The organism is Nonomuraea sp. NPDC050227, from assembly GCF_044459705.1.
Taxonomy (GTDB): domain Bacteria; phylum Actinomycetota; class Actinomycetes; order Streptosporangiales; family Streptosporangiaceae; genus Nonomuraea.
Window position 1 is genome coordinate 183,750 of record NZ_JBITJF010000001.1, and the last position, 16,164, is coordinate 199,913.

Genomic DNA, 16,164 nt, shown 5'->3' on the forward strand with positions numbered 1-16,164 from the left:
GATTGTTGGACAGCAGGACGAGTGACGCCCTGTAAATCGTCGGCACTCCGATTTTGGGAGCCAACGGGCCGTACGGCTCCGGACCGAGTTGGATTGATCTGAACAGGCGACTCGGTCACGACCTGCGGGGCGAACTGGCCTGAACGGCTCTGGACATCCTTTGGGAACCTTCCGATCAGATGTCGCGGGTCGCGTCGCGATCTGATCGCTGCGTGACGCAGATCACATCCCCTGACACGAACTCGTGCCGCCCCCTCGGGCGAAAGCTGCTGAACCACCGCTCAGGGATTGGAGCACCATGTGACCGATGACGAATCCGACAGGGCTGTCGACGCCGAGCTGATACGGCGGTCGGAGCACGACCCGGAGTCCTTCGCCGACCTGTTCGACAGGCACGCGCCCGCACTACGGCGTTACGTTGCCCGGCGGCTGGGCCCCTCTCTTGCCGACGACATCGTCTCCGACGCCTTTCTGACCGCTTTTCGGCGCCGTGGCCGCTATGACATGAGCCATCCTGACGCACGGCCTTGGCTGTACGGCATCACCGCTCGGCTCATCAGCCGACACAGACGTGTGGAGGTTCGGTTCTACCGGGCGCTGGTCCGCAGCGGCATCGACGAGATCGTCGAGCCCTACGCCGAGCGTGTCGATGACCGGGTCGCCGCACAGCAGGCCGGTCTGGCGGCTGCGCTGGCAAAGCTGTCACCCGGTGATCGGGAGGTGCTGTTACTCGTGGCCTGGGCCGACATGTCATATCAGGACGTGGCCCGTGCACTGGATATCCCGATCGGCACTGTCAGATCCCGCCTGAACCGAGCCAGGACGAGGACACGCCAGGCACTCGGCGGATCCGACCCCGCGATGACCCGAGAGGAGTCTTTCGATGGATGACCTGCGATCGTTGCACGAGTGGCGCGCCAAGGTCCCCGAGCCCGGCCATGAGTGGATCATCTCGGAGCGCCGGCGGCTGCTGAAGCGGATACGGGGTCGCAGGCGATCAGTGGGGCGCCGGCTGCTTGCGATCGGGGCGCTGGGGGCCGCCGCCTCGGTCGCCGTGGCCACCCTATGGCCGCAACCGCCTGCTCAGGGGCCGGCGGCTACCCCCTCAGTCGTTCGGCTCGACTCCAGCGTGGTGCTGGTCCGCGCCGCCGATGTGGCGAGCAGGCGTAGGAGCGCCCAGGTGCCGCTGCCGACGCAGTGGCACTACACCAAGACTCTGGACAAGCAGCCGAACTCAGAGACGACCAAGACCCAGGAAGAATGGCTGCGCTATGACGGCAGGCAGGCCGCCTCCTTCGGCGAGGACGGCCAGCTCACCGTCGGTAAGGAACACGACCCGCTGGATCCCGGCGATGACGACCTGTCGCCGCAGCAGTACGACGCCAAGCTGCGCAAGCTGCCCACTGACCCGAGGAAGCTGCTGGTCGAGATCACAGGTGATCGTCACTGGATCGAGGGAGCCCGCGAGGAGGGGGTGCCCAAGAGCGTCGAACCCGCCGACGCCCGCGCTTATCGCGTGATCATGCTCTACCTGAGCAGGTACGGCACGATGCCACCACGGCTGGAGGCGGCCATGTTCCGCGCTCTGGCGCTCATTCCCGGCGTCCGGATCGAGCAGGGCGTGAGCGACGCCGCCAATCGCAGTGGGCTGGGCGTCTGGCTGGAGCGCCCCGGCGATGCGCGGCCCTTCCGCCAGTACGAGATCCTGGATCCGGCCACCTATCGCTACCTGGGAACTCGGACGGTCTGGCTGCGCGATGCGTTCATGCCTGGCAGCAGCGAGCCCGCCACCCGCAAGGGAGCGGTGTGGAGCACGGCCTTGCTGACGTCGATGATCGTGGAACGTCCCGGTCAGCGGGGCTGAGCGCTCGCCCGTGGGTGGGAAGCACGCAGGGATGAGGGCCGGATCGGGGCCTGTTCGTCGTGCGCGGCCGCATGAGCCAGGACGGTGGACGGCATGCACAGAGGCGCCGGGCTTGGCGTAATGGCGTCGTGACCAGCGTCGTCGCGGGCTCCCAGGCTGATGATCAAAGCTACTGGCGTACAGGATTTGAGAGCATGAAGCGGCTCGGTCCGATCGCATGTGTGTTCCACCGCAGGCCACGAAGCATCGCACAGCCAGAGTTCCGCTCCACCTTCATCCGCTTGTTGCGGGAGCCACGTAGAGAGCCACCGGGGCGGACGATCATGAACCGAGCCGAACGAACCTGAACAGCGGGGCGAACGATCCCGAATGGCCTTGGATATCGTTCGGGAACCTACGGATCAGAAGGTGCGTGCCCGTTGCGTGCCCGTACCGTCGGCGATCACCGGGGAGTCACGGGGATTGGACCGGCATCCGCCCAGGTCAGCGTTCTTCCCATGCTGACAGCGCGCGTTCGATTCCCGTCACCCGCCCCATGAGGAAGCCCAGGTAGGCCGATCGAGTCGGCGCCTGGGCTTTGATCTTCCTTGGGGTTCTGGTCCACGACATCGCGATGCGGCAGGGCAGTTGCTCCCCGGCGGGATCGTTCTCTGGACAGGGAATGACGAGGCCGGCATTCGAGCGTCTTCAGCGCCTATTCAGGCACCTGCCCAGCATGTGCGCCCGGCCCTACGGCGTCGTGTCCGGCTGGGGTGACTTCCCCGGTGAAGCCGCGCAACTCTCGGCTGAGCGCGGCTATGGCGGCGGTCATGCCGATTAGACCGCCCAGGATGACGAGCGCCGCCGCGCCGCCCAGTGCCGCGGCCAGTGCTCCGCCGAGGACCGGGCCGAAGGGTTTGAGCGCCATGCTGCCCATGCTCAGGATCGCGCCCATCCGGCCGAGCATCTCTTCGGGCACCATCCGTGCGATCACGACGTTCAACACCACGTTCAGCGAGGGTGTGGACAGGGTGATGAACACCAAGGGAACCATTGGCCACCACGCTCCCCATGGCAGCGCCGTGGCCGCCAGCGCGGCGCCGAAGACCGTCAGGACGACCAACAGCAGTTTGCCGGGCGGGAGGAGCTTTCCGATGCGTCCCGACAGCAGCGCCCCGGCCAGTCCGCCGATGCCAAGGCCGGCCAGGACTGTGCCGGTGGTGAGCGCACTGCCACCGCGCTCGCCGACAAGCACGATCAGCGGGATCAGGAACGCCCCGCCCAGCAGGTTGAGGACCATCACCGCCGCAGTGACCTCCCTCAGGCCCCGCCGGCGCCACAGCCAAGTGATGGCCTCAACCGCCTCCCGGCGCATGCCACCCCGGATCGGGGGCTGCTCCTCGCCGTCCTCTCGTGTGGAGGTCCGCGACTCGTTCGCCGGGCGGCGCGGCACCTTCGCCAGAGCGTAGAAGATCGTGGCGGCAAGGAAGGTGATGGTGTCGACGACGAAGGGCACCGCACGCCCCAGGCCGTAGAGCAGGCCACCAAGCGGAGGACCGGCCAGCCCGGCGGCATGGGTGCGGGACTCCTCTTGAGCGTAGGCGCTGTGAAGTTGGCTCGTGGGGACGATCCCGCGAACGGCCGTGCCCAGGACCGGCTCGATGAACGCGGCGCACAGCGCGTCGAGTACCGCCAGCGTGACGAAATGCCATACCTGCACCTGGTCGGTGAGGACCAGTGCTGCCAATACCGCTGAGACGACAGCCTGAAGACCCTGGGCGGATATCAGCGTACGGCGACGGTCCCACCGATCCACCCAGACGCCGGCGGGTATCTGAACCAGAAGGAAGGCTACGGTGCGGACTCCGGCAACGACGCCCGCCAATCCCGGGGAACCGGTGAGCGCGAGCACCAGCAGCGGCATGGCCAGTCTGGTGAGCTCTGACCCCAATTCAGACACCGCGCTGCCGATCCACAGCAATTGGAAACGCACGTTCCTGCGCAGCGGGACGATGTCGGTCACGGGTCATCTTCCTTGGGTCGGGGGTGTGACTCCGGGCCTGCGGCGCCGTCTCCGGGTGAGGCAGGGCTGCCGCTGCGGTTCAGCCTTCGAACAGGCGCGACCCGAGGCGAGACCCGGAGAAGATACTCATCAGGCATGACGCTGTCTACCGAATATCGCGGGCGGGCCATGCGCTCTTGCGCGCCCGAAGCGGAGCTCGTGAAAAGAGTTCGGCGGTCAGTCAGATCAGCGACGTGCCACGTTGCCTCGCAGAACTTCATGGGAGCCACCAGGGCGATCGACCTGGCCCGCTTCCCCCTCGGGCGGGTCGACGGCAGACGGGTTACCCAGGTGGGCGGGGTGCGACTTAGGCCGCAACATGGTCAAATGAACATGCTTGACTTGAGTGCCTACAGAAGGTCGCAAATGCATCCCCGATGGCCAGTCGGCAACGCGGCTTGGGCGGCAGCTGCCCTTACATGCCACTTGAGGGATCTGTACTTCGAGGACTGGCCGGCGTCGCATGTTACAAGTCAGTTGACGCGCCACGTGGTGTCGTGGGGCTTATCACGAGGCTGGGACGCCGAGTTGGAAGTGCCCGCCGCCGCCACGCACCCCGACAATCCCGAGCGGCAAGGTTTCCTTGACGTAGTTCTTCGGCGCCCGTTGGGCGGGGACATCGTGATCGAGATCGACCGGGCGAACAAGCAGTGGTCCCTCGTCAAGCTTCGGGCGGAGGTCGAGCATGGAGCCATTGCCGTTTGGCTGCGCTGGCACCGGCCCGAGACGGCTGTGGTGTCAGATGGGATCGGATTAGTCTCAGTCAAGACTAAGACACGTCGTAGAGACGGGGTCAGGCTCTTCAGCAGAGGCTACGTGTCATCCAGCACCGTACGGATACCTGGTCACGAGGTGATGGCGGCGCTCCGAGGGACGTGCCCAGTCCCGACGGCCAAGGGACGCCCCTGCCGAGGAGCCCCCGACATCAGGGGGTTCTGTCCGACGCACGATGGAACGGTGGCTTGCGGCGAGCCAACTGAGGACGGCCAACTCTGCCTCACGGCAACCAATGACGGAGGGCCTTGCAGCCGTCACCGCCGAGTTCGGGCGGAGCAGTAGCCGTGCCCGATGCGTACCCGTTGGCAGAGCGGTCGTCACTGGTCAGGTCCCGTCTCCTCCGACAGGCCCCATAGGCAGCCACAGCGACACCGAACTTACTCGGCTCACCATCCCGCACGAGCACTGATCCCCCATCTCTTCATTGACCAACGAGAAGCCGACCTCGTGCAGACGGTGGTCGGCGCCCTCTTGCAGGTACTCGATCACCTCGGCCCTACCGCTCCGGACAGCGCCTACCTCGACCATCCTGGGTGGGTCAACGTCCTGAACTCGGCCGGCGCCGCCTGCCTGGCCTTGTCCTCCGACAAGCACGGCTCGTGACGAGACTTCGCGCAACGCGCTCTTGCACGTAGGAGCGTCAGGCAGGGGAGTCCGTACGGGTTCGCAGCCCGAAAACCGTCGCCACCGCCTGCTACTTTCTCGCTCCATGAACCATGAGACCTGGACGATCGACGATCACCTTGACGGCAAACCCGACACATCGGTGGCCCTGTACCGCGAATTCGTCAGGTTGGTCGAGGCGTGCGGCCCCTTCACGTACGCGGTGTCCAAGAGCATGATCACCGTCAAGGGAACACGTCGTGGTTTCGCCGGAGCAAAGCCGGACGCGCGAGGGCTCCGAGGCTATTTCGACATCCAGCGCACGATCAGCGACGACGCTCGCATCACCAGCGTGGCTCCGTACACGAAGCGGCTGTACGTTCATTCCTTCCGAGTCTCTGATCTCGCTGAGCTTGATGAGGAATTCGCCGGCTGGCTCCGCGAGGCGTACGGAGTGGGTCAGGGCGAACACCTGGGCGCTTCACGATAAGGCCAGCCCCGACACGAGCTGTGAGGTCCCTGGTCGTCAGCTCACCGTCGTGCGCTCGGATCAGAGCCGGCTCATCACGTCGGAGGTTTCCTGCCGTGGCAAGGTACGAGTAGGTCGCATTGAAGCCGATCGGGTGGTAGCAGCCGACTGCGCACCTCAGCGCGCACAAGCGTCTCCTGTGAGGAAGGTCGCGGACGCGTCTGGCGTATGTACCGAACCCACAGCGCCTCCTTGTCCCGGCCGTCATCAATGCGGTTGCCAAGCTGCCGGTGCGGGTTGGATTCCCGTCACCCGCTCCACGTTTCCGTCCCTGTGGCGTTTCAGTCGTCGCCGACAAAGCGTCTGGTCTTATTCGTCGTCCTCGTCACCCGTGTAGGCCTCGTACAGTTTGCGGCGGAGGAGGTCGGTTCGGACGGTCAGGGCGCCGAGGAGTTCCTCGTCGCTCAGCCCGTCCGTGGTTCGGAAGGCCCATGAGGAATGGCCTTCCTCGTCGAGGCACTTCACGAGGACTATCGCGCCCAGAGCGGTCCATCCTTCGGGAAGCGGGTAGACGTCGAGGCCGTTCAGGGCCTGGCCGACGGGGACTTCCCTTTCCTCTGTCACTGAGCCTCCTGATGGCTGATGGCGGCACGAACCGGGATGTGCTGCTCAAGCGCGTCGCAGCAAGCAGCGAAGCCGCCGTGCCGGGGGCACTCGACCTCGCCGACTCGCGGGCAGTAGTAGATGTCCGGACAGCCGCAGTCGAAGAACACGGGCAGGGGGTCAGGCAGGGCGGCCACGTTCCAGATGATGTGCCGCCGGTTCACCGCTGCGCAACCGCTTTAGTCTCCAGGCCAGAGCCCTCTCGCTGTTGCATCCCGGTTTCGGGAAGGGCGCCTCAGTCGGCCAGCCGCCGCTCAGCCGACTCCCATGTCCGCATTTCGCCGTCTTCGTCGGCGTCTTCTTCGTACCAGCCCGTTTCCGAGAGCCAGGTCTCCAGCCAATCGGTCAGGCGCTCCGAGTCGACATACCAGGCGTGGTGCCAGTCGTCGCCGATCCCGTTCGGTTCGAAGAGCAGTACGGCGGCCTCGGGGCTGCGGCAGTCCACGGCGGCGTACATGCCGCACCCCCAGTCCAGGATGGGCAGCACGTCCGCCGGCCAGTGCGCGTCCGTGCCGGGCCCTGAGGTCTCCCGGACCTCGCGGTATTCGCGCACGACGGTACGTCCTTCTCCCGCGAGCGGGAGGAGCTGGTAGTCGGGGCCGAAGCCGCCGTTGGCCACCTCGCGGTAGAGGCGAGTGAGCACCGGAGGGAGTCGAAATCCCAGGACGCGTTCGGCCTGGGCCACCTCCTCCGCCGTCGCGGGAGGAGGCAGGTGCTCCGTGGTCGCGCTCGCCTTCGCCGACACACGCCGAAGGAGATCATCGTTGTCCGTCACGACGGTGATCCTGTCAGCTGCCCACGACAGATCACTCTTCTGCGATCTCAGCCGCCACCTGCTCGTTCATGCCCGCCCGAGATGGCTACCTGGAGGAATCCGGATCCCGGGTGATCCTCGTTCCCACGTCTTCCCCTTGGCAGATCGCCTTCATCACGCCCGTCGCCGCCACGTCGAACACGTGCATGAGCAGCCCTTGCTCATTGGCGAGCACGAAGGCGCTCTCGTCCATCACCCTCACCCCGGCCGCCAGGGCTTCTCGATAGGTGAGGTTGGTGTACCGCTTGGCGTCCGGGTTCACGTTCGGGTCGCTGTCGTAGACCCCGTCGACGCCGCGTTTGGCGACCAGCAGCGCGTCGGCTTCGAGCTCCAGAGCCCGCTGGACAGCCGGATAGTCCGTCGTGACGTACGGCTGGCCGATGCCACCGGCGAGCAGGACGATCAGCCCGCGGCGAAGGTGCCGGTCGGCGCGCAGCCGGATGAAGGGCTCGGCGACACTCTGCATCGGCACAGCCGTCATCACCCGCACATCGGTCTGCGAACGCGCGGTGAGCACTCCACGCAACATCAGCGCGTTCATCACCGTGCCGAGCATGCCGATGTTGTCGGCTTCGGCGCGGCCTATCCCCCAGCCGTCGGCCATCCGGCCGCGGAAGTAGTTGCCGCCGCCGATGACCACCGCGACCTCGACGCCCAACGTGCTGACGGAGAGGATCTCATCCGCCAGCTGAGCGAGGCTGGCCGGATCGGTTCCCCAACCGGCGTCGCCCGCGAGTGCCTCGCCGCTCAGCTTCACCACGACCCGTGAGTAACGACTCATCCCGTTCCCTTCACGGCCGCGCCCTCGGCGACCTGATCAAGGATACGAGGCGCACCCTCGCCAGAAGCATCCCGGCTGCAGGCGCCTCGACGGCCGCCCCGTTGGGCATGATCCACAGCATGCGAACCCGGATGTTCTTCGTACGCCACGGGGACTCCCTGCACAAGCAGGACGGCGTGATAGGCGGCCCGAAGGGATGCCGCGGCCTCACCGACACCGGACAACAGCAAGCAGCACAGCTCGGGCGGCAGATCATCACGGAAATCGGCGACGACACGACGGCGATCTACTCCTCGCCCCTGCCGCGCGCCGTGCAGACGGCCGCCGCGATCGCGACGGCCGCCGGCCTGCCCTCGTCACAGGACTGCGGGCTCTGCACGTGGCACACACCGCCAGAGGCGGACGGGCTCACCCACGCGGAGTTCCGGCGCCTCGACGTCGAAGGCGGCGGCATCTACCGTCCGTGGCAGCAGGGCAACGAGACCTGGGCCGAGATGGTGACCCGCACCAGCCGCACCATCACCGACCTCGCCCACCGCCACCGCGGCGAGACCGTCGTCGTGGTCGGCCACGCCGAGACGGTCGAGATCTCCTTCAACGCCCTCGGGCTGCTGCCGGTCTACCGGTCCTTCGACCTCAAGGTGTCCCCGGCCTCGGTGACGGAATGGGTCACCGACGAGGAGCCGACACAGTGGCCGCCACCCAGGTGGACGCTCGTGCGCTCCAACGACACCCCAGCCCCTGGGGGAGGCGCCACGGCTCCGGGGTGATCGCCGTGCCGGAGGCTGAGGCCGGGCGGCGCGCCGCCGGGGCTCTGTCAGTTCATGTCCGGTACGGCCAGGTCCAGTACGCCGACCTTCTCGCCGCCGCTCTCCTCGCCCGTGAGCTGGAAGCCGAGTTTCCGGTAGAAGTCCTCGGGGCCGCCTTCCCCCGGCTCCCACGTGACGTACATCTGCGCGCCGCCGCGACGCCTGACCTCGGCGGCCACAGCGCTGACGGCGAATCGTCCGACGCCCTGCCCCTGCGCCTCCGCCGCCACGTTGAGCCGCCACAGGCCCGACCGGAAGTCGACGCCCTTGCCGTTCCAGTCGATGTCGAGAAAGGCCATGAGGAACCCGACGGGACGGTCACCGTCCAGGATGAGGCGCGGCCAGGCCACCTGCGGCTGCACGTAGGCCTCCGCGAGGGACTTCGCCACCGGCGAGACGAACCGCTCCTGGTCGGGACGGACATTCACCGCGAGGGCCATCTCGACGTTGGCAGGGGTGATGGGCGCCAATCGTAGGGACTTGTTCATGGGAGCACCCTAGGGTTCCGGACGCGGGGTCAGCTGTGGAGCAGTTGGGTGAGTGGCTCATGCACGTCGGCGGGGTAGAGGTCGAGCTGCCCGAACTCGGCGGCGCTCGCCCAGACGAGCTCGAAGGTGTTGTCCGGCCCGTGGTCCACGGCTTCGTCACCGGAGAGCGACGGGACGCCGATCACGTCCCGCATGAGGAAGTAGGAGGCGGGCCGGCCGCCGTGCGAGCCGGTGAAGAGCAACCGGTCGATCGTCGCGATGAGAGTCGTCTCCTCGTGGAGCTCGCGGACCGCGGCGCTCTCCGGCGACTCGCCGTCCTCCACGTGGCCTCCCGGGAGAAGCGCGTAGTGGTGCCCGGGACACGGCTGCCCCTGCCGGCCCTTGGCGGTGCAGATGCCGCAGGCGACGCCGGGGCCGCGCCGGAAGTACCGCTTGATGACCAGGACCCGGGCGCCGTCGACGACCACGGCGACCGCTCGGGGGATCGGCATGAGACGGATCATACGATCCGGCGTCGCACGGGCCTCGATCACCAGCGGCGATATGCAGGCAGACCACCCCTGCCGCCTCCACTTGGACGAGCCCGATGGAGTCCTCCGGCACACCGGGCGCATCGTAGCCCTCCTCGTAAGGAGGTAGATCACGCCGCAGTCCGCCACGTACACCCGGTTCCGCTCATGGACGGGAAGCACAGAGGGCGTCAGAGGTCGCGTTCCTGGTCGTTGAGGATGGTGAGCGCGATCGTCGCCGCGCCGGCCGCGTCGCCGGACTCGATCGCCTCGTACAGGTCCTCGTGGGTGGAGTCGGAGCCGAGCACGGCGCGTTCCATGCAGTGGTCGCGGCGGACCGTCTCGCGCACCGCCTCGCTCATGCCGCGGTACAGGTCCAGCAGCACGGGGTTGTGCGAGGCCGCGGCGATGGACAGGTGGAACTCCACGTCGGCGTCGGCGAACGCGTCGAGGTCGGCGGCCTGGTGGGCGGCGGTGCGCCGGGCCAGGGCCTTCCTCAGGTCGTCGAGGTCGGCCGGCTTGCGGCGTTCGGCGGCCAGGCGGGCCGCCACGAGGTCCAGGCCGCGTCGTACGTCGATGATGTCCATGGTGGCCGCGCGGTCGAGGCGGCGCTTGAACGCCACCTCGCTCTCGTCGGTCGCGGTGACGTACGTGCCGTCGCCCTGACGCGTGGTGAGCAGCCCGGCGTGGACGAGCACGCGTACGGCCTCGCGCACCGACAGCCTGCTCACGCCCAGCGCCTCGGCCAGCCGGCTCTCCGTAGGGATCTTGGCCCCGACCGGCCAGACGCCGCTGGTGATCTCCTGGCGGAGCTCCCGGATGGCGGAGTCGACGAGGGAGGTCCGGCCCACGTGCCGCATTTGTCCTCTTCTCTAATCATCTGATGTCTGATAATTCTATGCCACTGTCGCCCTCGGGTTAAGGGGATCAGCCGGTATGGCTCAGATTCTGTTCACCGATGTACGCCCCCACGATGTCCTGATCGAAGACGGTCGCGTCGTCCCGCTGGAACGCCGGGCGGAAGGCTGCCAGGTGGTGGCGGCGGGCGGACTGCTCGCCCTGCCCGCCCCGGTGGACGCGCACGTCCATCCCGACAAGACCACCTGGGGCCAGCCCTGGGTGAGCCGCACCCCGGCCGGGACGCTGCGCGACCTGATCGAGGGCGACGTCGCGGCGCGGGCGGAGATGACCGCCCCGGTCGCCACGCGGGCCCTGGCGCTCATGGACCACGCGATCGCCCGCGGCACCCGGGCCTGGCGGGCGCACGTGGACGTCGCCCCGGTGTACGGGCTGAGCAACGTGCACGGCGTACGGGAGGCCGCTCAGGCCCGCGCCGGCCTGCTGGACGTGCAGATCGTCGCCTTCCCCCAGCTCGGGCTGCTGTCGCGGCCGGGCACGGCGGAGCTGATGGAGCAGTCGCTCAAGGAGGGCGCGGACATCCTCGGCGGGCTCGACCCCGTAGGCATCGACGGCGACCTGCACGGCCACCTCGACCTGCTGTACGGCCTGGCCGAGCGGCACACCGTCCCGCTCGACATCCACCTGCACGACAGCGGCGACGAAGGGGTCGCGCAGGTGCTGGAGATCGCCCGCAGGGCGAGGTCCAGCGGCGTGCCGACCACGGTCAGCCACGCCTTCTGCCTGGCCGACCGCGCGGACCTCGCCGAGACGCTGGCCGAGGCGAAGGTCTCGCTGACCACCTGCGCGCTCGGCGCCGACCCGGTGCTGCCGGTCGGGCCGCTGGTCGAGGCCGGGGTGCTGGTCGGCCTCGGATCCGACGGGGTGCGGGATCCGTGGACGCCGTTCGGCGACGGCGACATGATCAACCGCGCCCACCTGCTCGCCTACCGCACCGACGCCCGCACCGACGAGGAGCTGGCCAGGTGCTACGAGATCGCGGCGCACGGGGGCGCCGCCCTGCTGGGCCTGGAGCAGGCCCGGCTCCAGCCCGGAGATCCCGCCGACTTCCTCCTGGTACGCGCCGAGTCCATGGCCCAGGCGGTCGTGGACAAGCCCATCCCCCAGTTCGTCGTCCGCAACGGACGCGTTCGCGAAAGGTCCTCCTGATGATCCGTCGAGCCCTACCGGTGGCCGCCGCACTAGCGGTGGCCCTGGCCGGATGCGGCCAGCAGGCCGCAGCACCGCAACAACAGCAGCAGGGCTCGGGCGAGGCGCCCAAGCTGGAGCTCAAGACCGTCACCGCCCCGGCCACCGGGGAACTGGACAAGGTGACGTGGAACCTGCCGTACGAGCCGCAGACGGTCGACCCGATCAGGTCGTTCAACTACGCCGAGAACACCGTGCTGGCCAACATGTGCGAGAGCCTGCTGCGGCTGACCCCCGAGTTCGGCATCCAGCCCGGCCTGGCCGAGAAGGCCGACAACCCCACCCCGACCACGTGGGTCTACACGATCCGGGACGGCGTGAAGTTCTGGGACGGCACGCCGCTGACCGCCGAGGACGTCGCGGCCAGCCTCAACCGCCACCTCGACCCCGCGCTCGGCACCTGGTGGGGCGACTACTTCCACACGGTGCAGTCGATCAAGGCGACCGGGCCGATGCAGGTCACCGTCACGTTGAAGCAGCCCGACGTGCTGTTCAACCAGGCGATGGCCACCGCGGCCGGCGCGATCGTGTCGGCCGAGTACGCCGGCAAGAAGGACCTGGGCTCGCCGACCGGCGGGGTGATGTGCACCGGCCCGTACAAGTACGGGAGCTGGCAGTCCGGCGACGCGCTGACGATCACCCGCAACGACGCCTACTGGGACCCCGCGCTGCGGCCGAAGACCAAGGAACTGGTCTTCCGGTTCATCGCCGACGAGACCACCGCCATCAACGCGCTGCGCTCCGGCGAGGTGGACGGGCAGTACTTCTACCTGCCGCCGGCGGGGCTCGGCCAGCTCCAGCAGTCGCCGACCGGCTCGGTCACGCTCGGCAAGTCGCTGACCTTCTGGACGCTGCTCGGCGCCGCCAAGTCCGGCCCGTACGCCGACCCGAAGGTCCGCCAGGCGCTGTCGCTGGCACTGGACCGGGCGGCCATCTCCAAGGTGGTCTTCCAGGGGACGGCGATGCCGCAGCGCACCCTCGCCGGCGCCGAGTACTGGGGATACCAGCGGGACGCCTTCCAGAAGGCCCACGACGCGATCCCGCCGGAGACGCCCGACCTGGCCAAGGCCAAGCAGCTGCTCACCGAGGCCGGCTCCCCCACCCAGACGATCACCATCGGGATCCAGGGCAGCTCGGCCGTCCACGAGCAGACCGCCAACCTGATCAAGGCGACCGGCGAGGCGCTCGGCCTGAAGATCGAGATCAAGGTGATCCCCGTCGAGCAGTACGGGAACCTCTACAGCGACCCCAAGGCCCGCGAGGGCATCGACGCCTTCTTCTCCACCTGGTACGGCAACGTGCCGGACCCGCTCGACATCTACACCGTCTTCCTGGCGGGCGGCCGTACCAACTTCAACGACTACGCGGCCGTGAACGCCGACATCGCCAAGGCGCGGGCCGCCTACGACGAGGCGGAGCGGGCGGGGCTGGTGACGGCGATCCAGCAGAAGGTCACCACCGACGTGCCGTGGATGCCGCTGAACAACCTGCCGGTGATCCTCTACATGAACAAGCGGGTGACCGGAGCGGTCGCCTCCTTCCCCTACCTGTACTACCCGTGGGCCGCGGGGCTCGGCGCGGCATGAGGTTCCTGGCGAAACGGCTGGCGGGGCTGATCGTGGTCCTGCTGGTCGCCTCCTTCCTGGTGTACGGCCTGCTCTACCTGGTGCCCGGCGGGCCCATGGCGTTCCTGCTCGGCAACCGCAGCGGCACCCCCGAGCAGGTCGCGGCCATCCGCGCGCAGTACCACCTGGACGATCCGTTCCTGCTGCGCTACGCCGCCTGGCTGCGCGACGCGGTGACGGGCGACTTCGGCGCCTCCCTGGTCTACCGGCAGGACGTCTCCGCGCTGATGGCGTCCCGGGCGACGACGACCGTCTTCCTGGTGGTCTACGCGACGCTGCTGATCGTGGCCGGGGGCGTGGCGATGGGCCTGCTGGCGGCGCTGCGCGGCGGCCGGGCCGACGGGCTGGTCGGCCTGGTCTCCTCGGTGTTCCTGGCCACGCCGCCGTTCGTGGTCGGGGTGATCCTCGTCATCGTCTTCGCGCTGGGACTCGGCTGGTTCCCGGTCTTCGGGCCCGGCGACGGGTTCGGCGACCGGATCCACCACCTCACGCTGCCGGCGATCACGCTCAGCCTGGCCAGCGCCGCCTTCCTCGCCCGCATCACGCGGGCCTCGGTGTCGGAGGAGCTGGGCCGCGAGCACGTGGAGACCGCCCGCAGCCGCGGCCTGGCCGAGGGGCACATCGTCCGCAGGCACGTGCTGCGCAACGCGGCCATCCCGGTGGTGACCGTGGTCGGCCTGAACGTCGCCGGGCTGATCGCGGGCTCGGTCGTGGTGGAGAGCATCTTCGCCCTGGACGGTCTGGGCTCGTTGTTCGTCCGCGCGATCCTGCAACGCGACTTCGCGATCGTCCAGGCGGTGGTGCTCGTGCTGGTCACCGCCTTCGTCCTGATCAATCTGGTGGTGGACCTGTGCTACTCCGCTCTCGACCCGCGCCTGTCGCGGCAGTGACCCGCCGCCTGGGCGGGCTGGGCGTGGCCGCCGCCGTCCTGCTGGCCGTCGTCGTGGCGATCACCCTGCTCGCGCCGCTGCTCGCGCCCTACGACCCCGACCAGCCCGACCTGTTCAACGCGCTGGGCGGCGCCTCCGTCGCGCATCCGCTGGGCGGAGACGTCCTGGGCAGGGACGTGTTGTCCCGGCTGATGTACGGCGCGCGGACCACGTTGCTCGCCCCGGTGCTGGTGATCTGCGTCGCGAGCGCCGCCGGGACCACGCTGGCGATCGTCGCCGCCTGGGCGGGCGGCAAGGTGGACGCGGTCGTCTCCCGCCTGCTGGACGTGCTGTTCTCCGTGCCGGGCATCGTCTTCGCGCTGGTCACCGTGGCCGTGCTCGGTCCCGGCGTGCCCGGCGTGGTGATCGGCCTGGCGGTCGCGTACACGCCGTACGTGGCCCGGGTGGTGCGCAGCGCGGCGCTGCGGGAGCGCAGCCTGCCGTACGTGGCCGCCGCCTGGGTGCAGGGCCGGTCGGCGACCGCCATCTGCCTGCGCCACCTGCTGCCGAATCTGCGGCCGATCATCGTCGCGCAGTCGGTCTCGGCGCTCGGCTTCGCGGTGATCGACGTCGCGGCCGTCTCCTTCCTCGGGCTGGGCGTGCAGCCGCCCACCGCCGACTGGGGGCTGATGGTCAAGAGCGGCCTGGACAGCGCCATGCGCGGCCAGCCGCTGGAGGCGCTGAGCGCCGGCCTGCTGATCGCGCTGGTGGTGGCCGCGGTGAACCTGTTGGGCGATCGCCTGGGGAGGCAGTCGTGAGCCTGTTGACGTTGGAGGGCTTCGGTCTGGCCGTGCCGTACGAACGAGGCTGGCGGACGCTGGTCGAGCACGTCGACCTGACCATCGGCGCGGGAGAGGCCGTCGGGCTGGTCGGGGAGTCCGGTTCGGGCAAGTCGATGACCGCCCGCGCGGTCATCGGCCTGACCCCGCCGGGCGCCCGCGTGACCGGCAGGATCGTCTTCGACGGCGCCGACGTGCCCTCGGGCCGGGCGCTGCGGCTGCTGCGGGCCAGGCGGATCGCGATGGTCTTCCAGGATCCGCGGGCGCACATCAACCCCGTCCGCAGCGTCGGCGACTTCCTCACCGAGGCCATGGTGCACAACCTGCGGATGCCGGTGCGGCAGGCGTCGGCGCGGGCCGTCCAGCTCCTCAAGGAGGTCGGCATCGCCGACGGCGAGCGGCGCCTGCGCCAGCACCCGCACGAGCTGTCCGGCGGCCTGCTGCAACGGGTGATGATCGCCTCCGTCCTGGCCGTCGAGCCCGACCTGGTGCTGGCCGACGAGCCGACCACCGCGCTCGACGTGACCACCCAGTCCGAGGTCATGGCCATCCTGGACGAGCTGCGCCGCGAGCGCGGCATGGCCATGCTGCTGATCACCCACGACCTGGAGCTGGCCGCCGCGACCTGCGACCGGCTGGCGGTGATGTACGCGGGCCGCATCGTGGAGGACCTCGACGGCGAGCCGCGCCACCCCTACACCCGCGGCCTCATGAGGTCGCGGCCGAGCCTTGAGGAGGCCGCGCACCGGCTGCCGGTGATCCCCGGACGGCCCGTGGCGGCCTTCGAGGCCGAGGACGGCTGCGCGTTCGCGCCACGCTGCGAGCTGGCCGAGCCGCGCTGCCGGGAGAGCCGGCCGCCGTCCGTCCGCGGCGTCGCCTGCCTGAGAGCGGAGGAGACGGCATGAGA

19 protein-coding genes are annotated in these 16,164 nt (G+C 68.9%); 10 read left to right on the forward strand and 9 right to left on the reverse strand.

Going from position 1 to position 16,164, the window contains the following annotated elements:
• The first annotated feature begins 300 nt into the window (after positions 1-300).
• Positions 301-891: an RNA polymerase sigma factor gene (locus ACIBK9_RS01055; RefSeq protein WP_387651495.1), complete on the forward strand. Its 591-nt coding sequence runs from the start codon at positions 301-303 to the stop codon at positions 889-891.
• Entirely contained in the window at positions 884-1,864 is a 981-nt protein-coding gene (locus tag ACIBK9_RS01060; RefSeq protein ID WP_397154203.1) for a CU044_5270 family protein, read from the forward strand. The genes ACIBK9_RS01055 and ACIBK9_RS01060 overlap by 8 nt, the downstream gene beginning before the upstream one ends.
• A 694-nt stretch (positions 1,865-2,558) precedes the next feature.
• Here ACIBK9_RS01060 and ACIBK9_RS01065 read toward each other — a convergent pair.
• Positions 2,559-3,866, reverse strand: coding sequence for an MFS transporter (locus tag ACIBK9_RS01065; protein ID WP_397154205.1), 1,308 nt, complete (start codon positions 3,864-3,866; stop codon positions 2,559-2,561).
• 546 nt (positions 3,867-4,412) lie between these two features.
• Positions 4,413-4,592, reverse strand: a complete 180-nt coding sequence (locus tag ACIBK9_RS01070; protein WP_397154207.1) for a hypothetical protein — start codon at positions 4,590-4,592, stop codon at positions 4,413-4,415.
• A 537-nt stretch (positions 4,593-5,129) separates the two neighbouring features.
• Here ACIBK9_RS01070 and ACIBK9_RS01075 point away from each other — a divergent pair.
• Positions 5,130-5,285 (forward strand): hypothetical protein, encoded by a 156-nt coding sequence (locus tag ACIBK9_RS01075; protein ID WP_397154209.1) that lies wholly within the window; start codon positions 5,130-5,132, stop codon positions 5,283-5,285.
• Between the two features lie 106 nt (positions 5,286-5,391).
• Positions 5,392-5,775, forward strand: a complete 384-nt coding sequence (locus ACIBK9_RS01080) for a DUF5655 domain-containing protein (protein WP_397154211.1) — start codon at positions 5,392-5,394, stop codon at positions 5,773-5,775.
• 348 nt (positions 5,776-6,123) lie between these two features.
• On the opposite strand, the gene ACIBK9_RS01085 is transcribed toward ACIBK9_RS01080, so the two are convergent.
• From ACIBK9_RS01085 to pyrH, 4 genes are all read right to left on the reverse strand, one after another.
• Positions 6,124-6,378 (reverse strand): hypothetical protein, encoded by a 255-nt coding sequence (locus ACIBK9_RS01085; RefSeq protein ID WP_352323926.1) that lies wholly within the window; start codon positions 6,376-6,378, stop codon positions 6,124-6,126.
• On the reverse strand, positions 6,375-6,581 hold the full coding sequence (locus ACIBK9_RS01090) for a hypothetical protein (protein WP_397154213.1): 207 nt from the start codon (positions 6,579-6,581) through the stop codon (positions 6,375-6,377). The genes ACIBK9_RS01085 and ACIBK9_RS01090 overlap by 4 nt, the downstream gene beginning before the upstream one ends.
• A 71-nt stretch (positions 6,582-6,652) precedes the next feature.
• A complete protein-coding gene (locus ACIBK9_RS01095) occupies positions 6,653-7,192 on the reverse strand; it encodes an SMI1/KNR4 family protein (RefSeq protein WP_397154215.1) in 540 nt (179 codons plus the stop codon).
• An 85-nt stretch (positions 7,193-7,277) separates the two neighbouring features.
• A complete protein-coding gene (pyrH, locus tag ACIBK9_RS01100; RefSeq protein ID WP_358289523.1) occupies positions 7,278-7,991 on the reverse strand; it encodes a UMP kinase in 714 nt (237 codons plus the stop codon).
• A gap of 140 nt (positions 7,992-8,131) precedes the next feature.
• Between pyrH and ACIBK9_RS01105 the strand changes: the two genes are divergently transcribed.
• Positions 8,132-8,782: a histidine phosphatase family protein gene (locus ACIBK9_RS01105; protein ID WP_397154217.1), complete on the forward strand. Its 651-nt coding sequence runs from the start codon at positions 8,132-8,134 to the stop codon at positions 8,780-8,782.
• Positions 8,783-8,829: 47 nt separating this feature from the next.
• Here ACIBK9_RS01105 and ACIBK9_RS01110 read toward each other — a convergent pair whose 3' ends face one another.
• The 3 genes from ACIBK9_RS01110 to ACIBK9_RS01120 all read right to left on the reverse strand — a co-directional run bounded on the left by ACIBK9_RS01110 (position 8,830) and on the right by ACIBK9_RS01120 (position 10,678).
• Positions 8,830-9,309 carry a GNAT family N-acetyltransferase gene (locus ACIBK9_RS01110; RefSeq protein ID WP_397154219.1) on the reverse strand — a complete coding sequence of 160 codons (480 nt, stop codon included), beginning with the start codon at positions 9,307-9,309 and terminating at the stop codon, positions 8,830-8,832.
• A 29-nt stretch (positions 9,310-9,338) separates the two neighbouring features.
• Positions 9,339-9,800 (reverse strand): NUDIX hydrolase, encoded by a 462-nt coding sequence (locus tag ACIBK9_RS01115; protein ID WP_397154220.1) that lies wholly within the window; start codon positions 9,798-9,800, stop codon positions 9,339-9,341.
• Positions 9,801-10,009: 209 nt separating this feature from the next.
• Positions 10,010-10,678, reverse strand: a complete 669-nt coding sequence (locus ACIBK9_RS01120) for a FadR/GntR family transcriptional regulator (RefSeq protein ID WP_397154222.1) — start codon at positions 10,676-10,678, stop codon at positions 10,010-10,012.
• A gap of 76 nt (positions 10,679-10,754) precedes the next feature.
• Here ACIBK9_RS01120 and ACIBK9_RS01125 point away from each other — a divergent pair, with 76 nt between their 5' ends.
• Genes ACIBK9_RS01125 through ACIBK9_RS01145 form a run of 5 tightly spaced genes read left to right on the forward strand, consistent with a single transcriptional unit; the run spans position 10,755 to position 16,162 of the window.
• Entirely contained in the window at positions 10,755-11,885 is a 1,131-nt protein-coding gene (locus tag ACIBK9_RS01125; RefSeq protein ID WP_397154224.1) for an amidohydrolase family protein, read from the forward strand.
• Entirely contained in the window at positions 11,885-13,510 is a 1,626-nt protein-coding gene (locus tag ACIBK9_RS01130; protein ID WP_397154225.1) for an ABC transporter substrate-binding protein, read from the forward strand. Before ACIBK9_RS01125 ends, ACIBK9_RS01130 begins: the two co-directional genes overlap by 1 nt.
• The gene (locus ACIBK9_RS01135; protein WP_397154227.1) at positions 13,507-14,439 is read left to right on the forward strand and encodes an ABC transporter permease; all 933 of its coding nucleotides are present in this window, start codon (positions 13,507-13,509) and stop codon (positions 14,437-14,439) included. Before ACIBK9_RS01130 ends, ACIBK9_RS01135 begins: the two co-directional genes overlap by 4 nt.
• Complete coding sequence (locus tag ACIBK9_RS01140) at positions 14,436-15,236, forward strand: ABC transporter permease (protein ID WP_387679601.1); 801 nt, start codon at positions 14,436-14,438, stop codon at positions 15,234-15,236. The genes ACIBK9_RS01135 and ACIBK9_RS01140 overlap by 4 nt, the downstream gene beginning before the upstream one ends.
• On the forward strand, positions 15,233-16,162 hold the full coding sequence (locus ACIBK9_RS01145) for an ABC transporter ATP-binding protein (protein ID WP_397154229.1): 930 nt from the start codon (positions 15,233-15,235) through the stop codon (positions 16,160-16,162). Before ACIBK9_RS01140 ends, ACIBK9_RS01145 begins: the two co-directional genes overlap by 4 nt.
• The last annotated feature ends 2 nt before the right edge of the window (positions 16,163-16,164 follow it).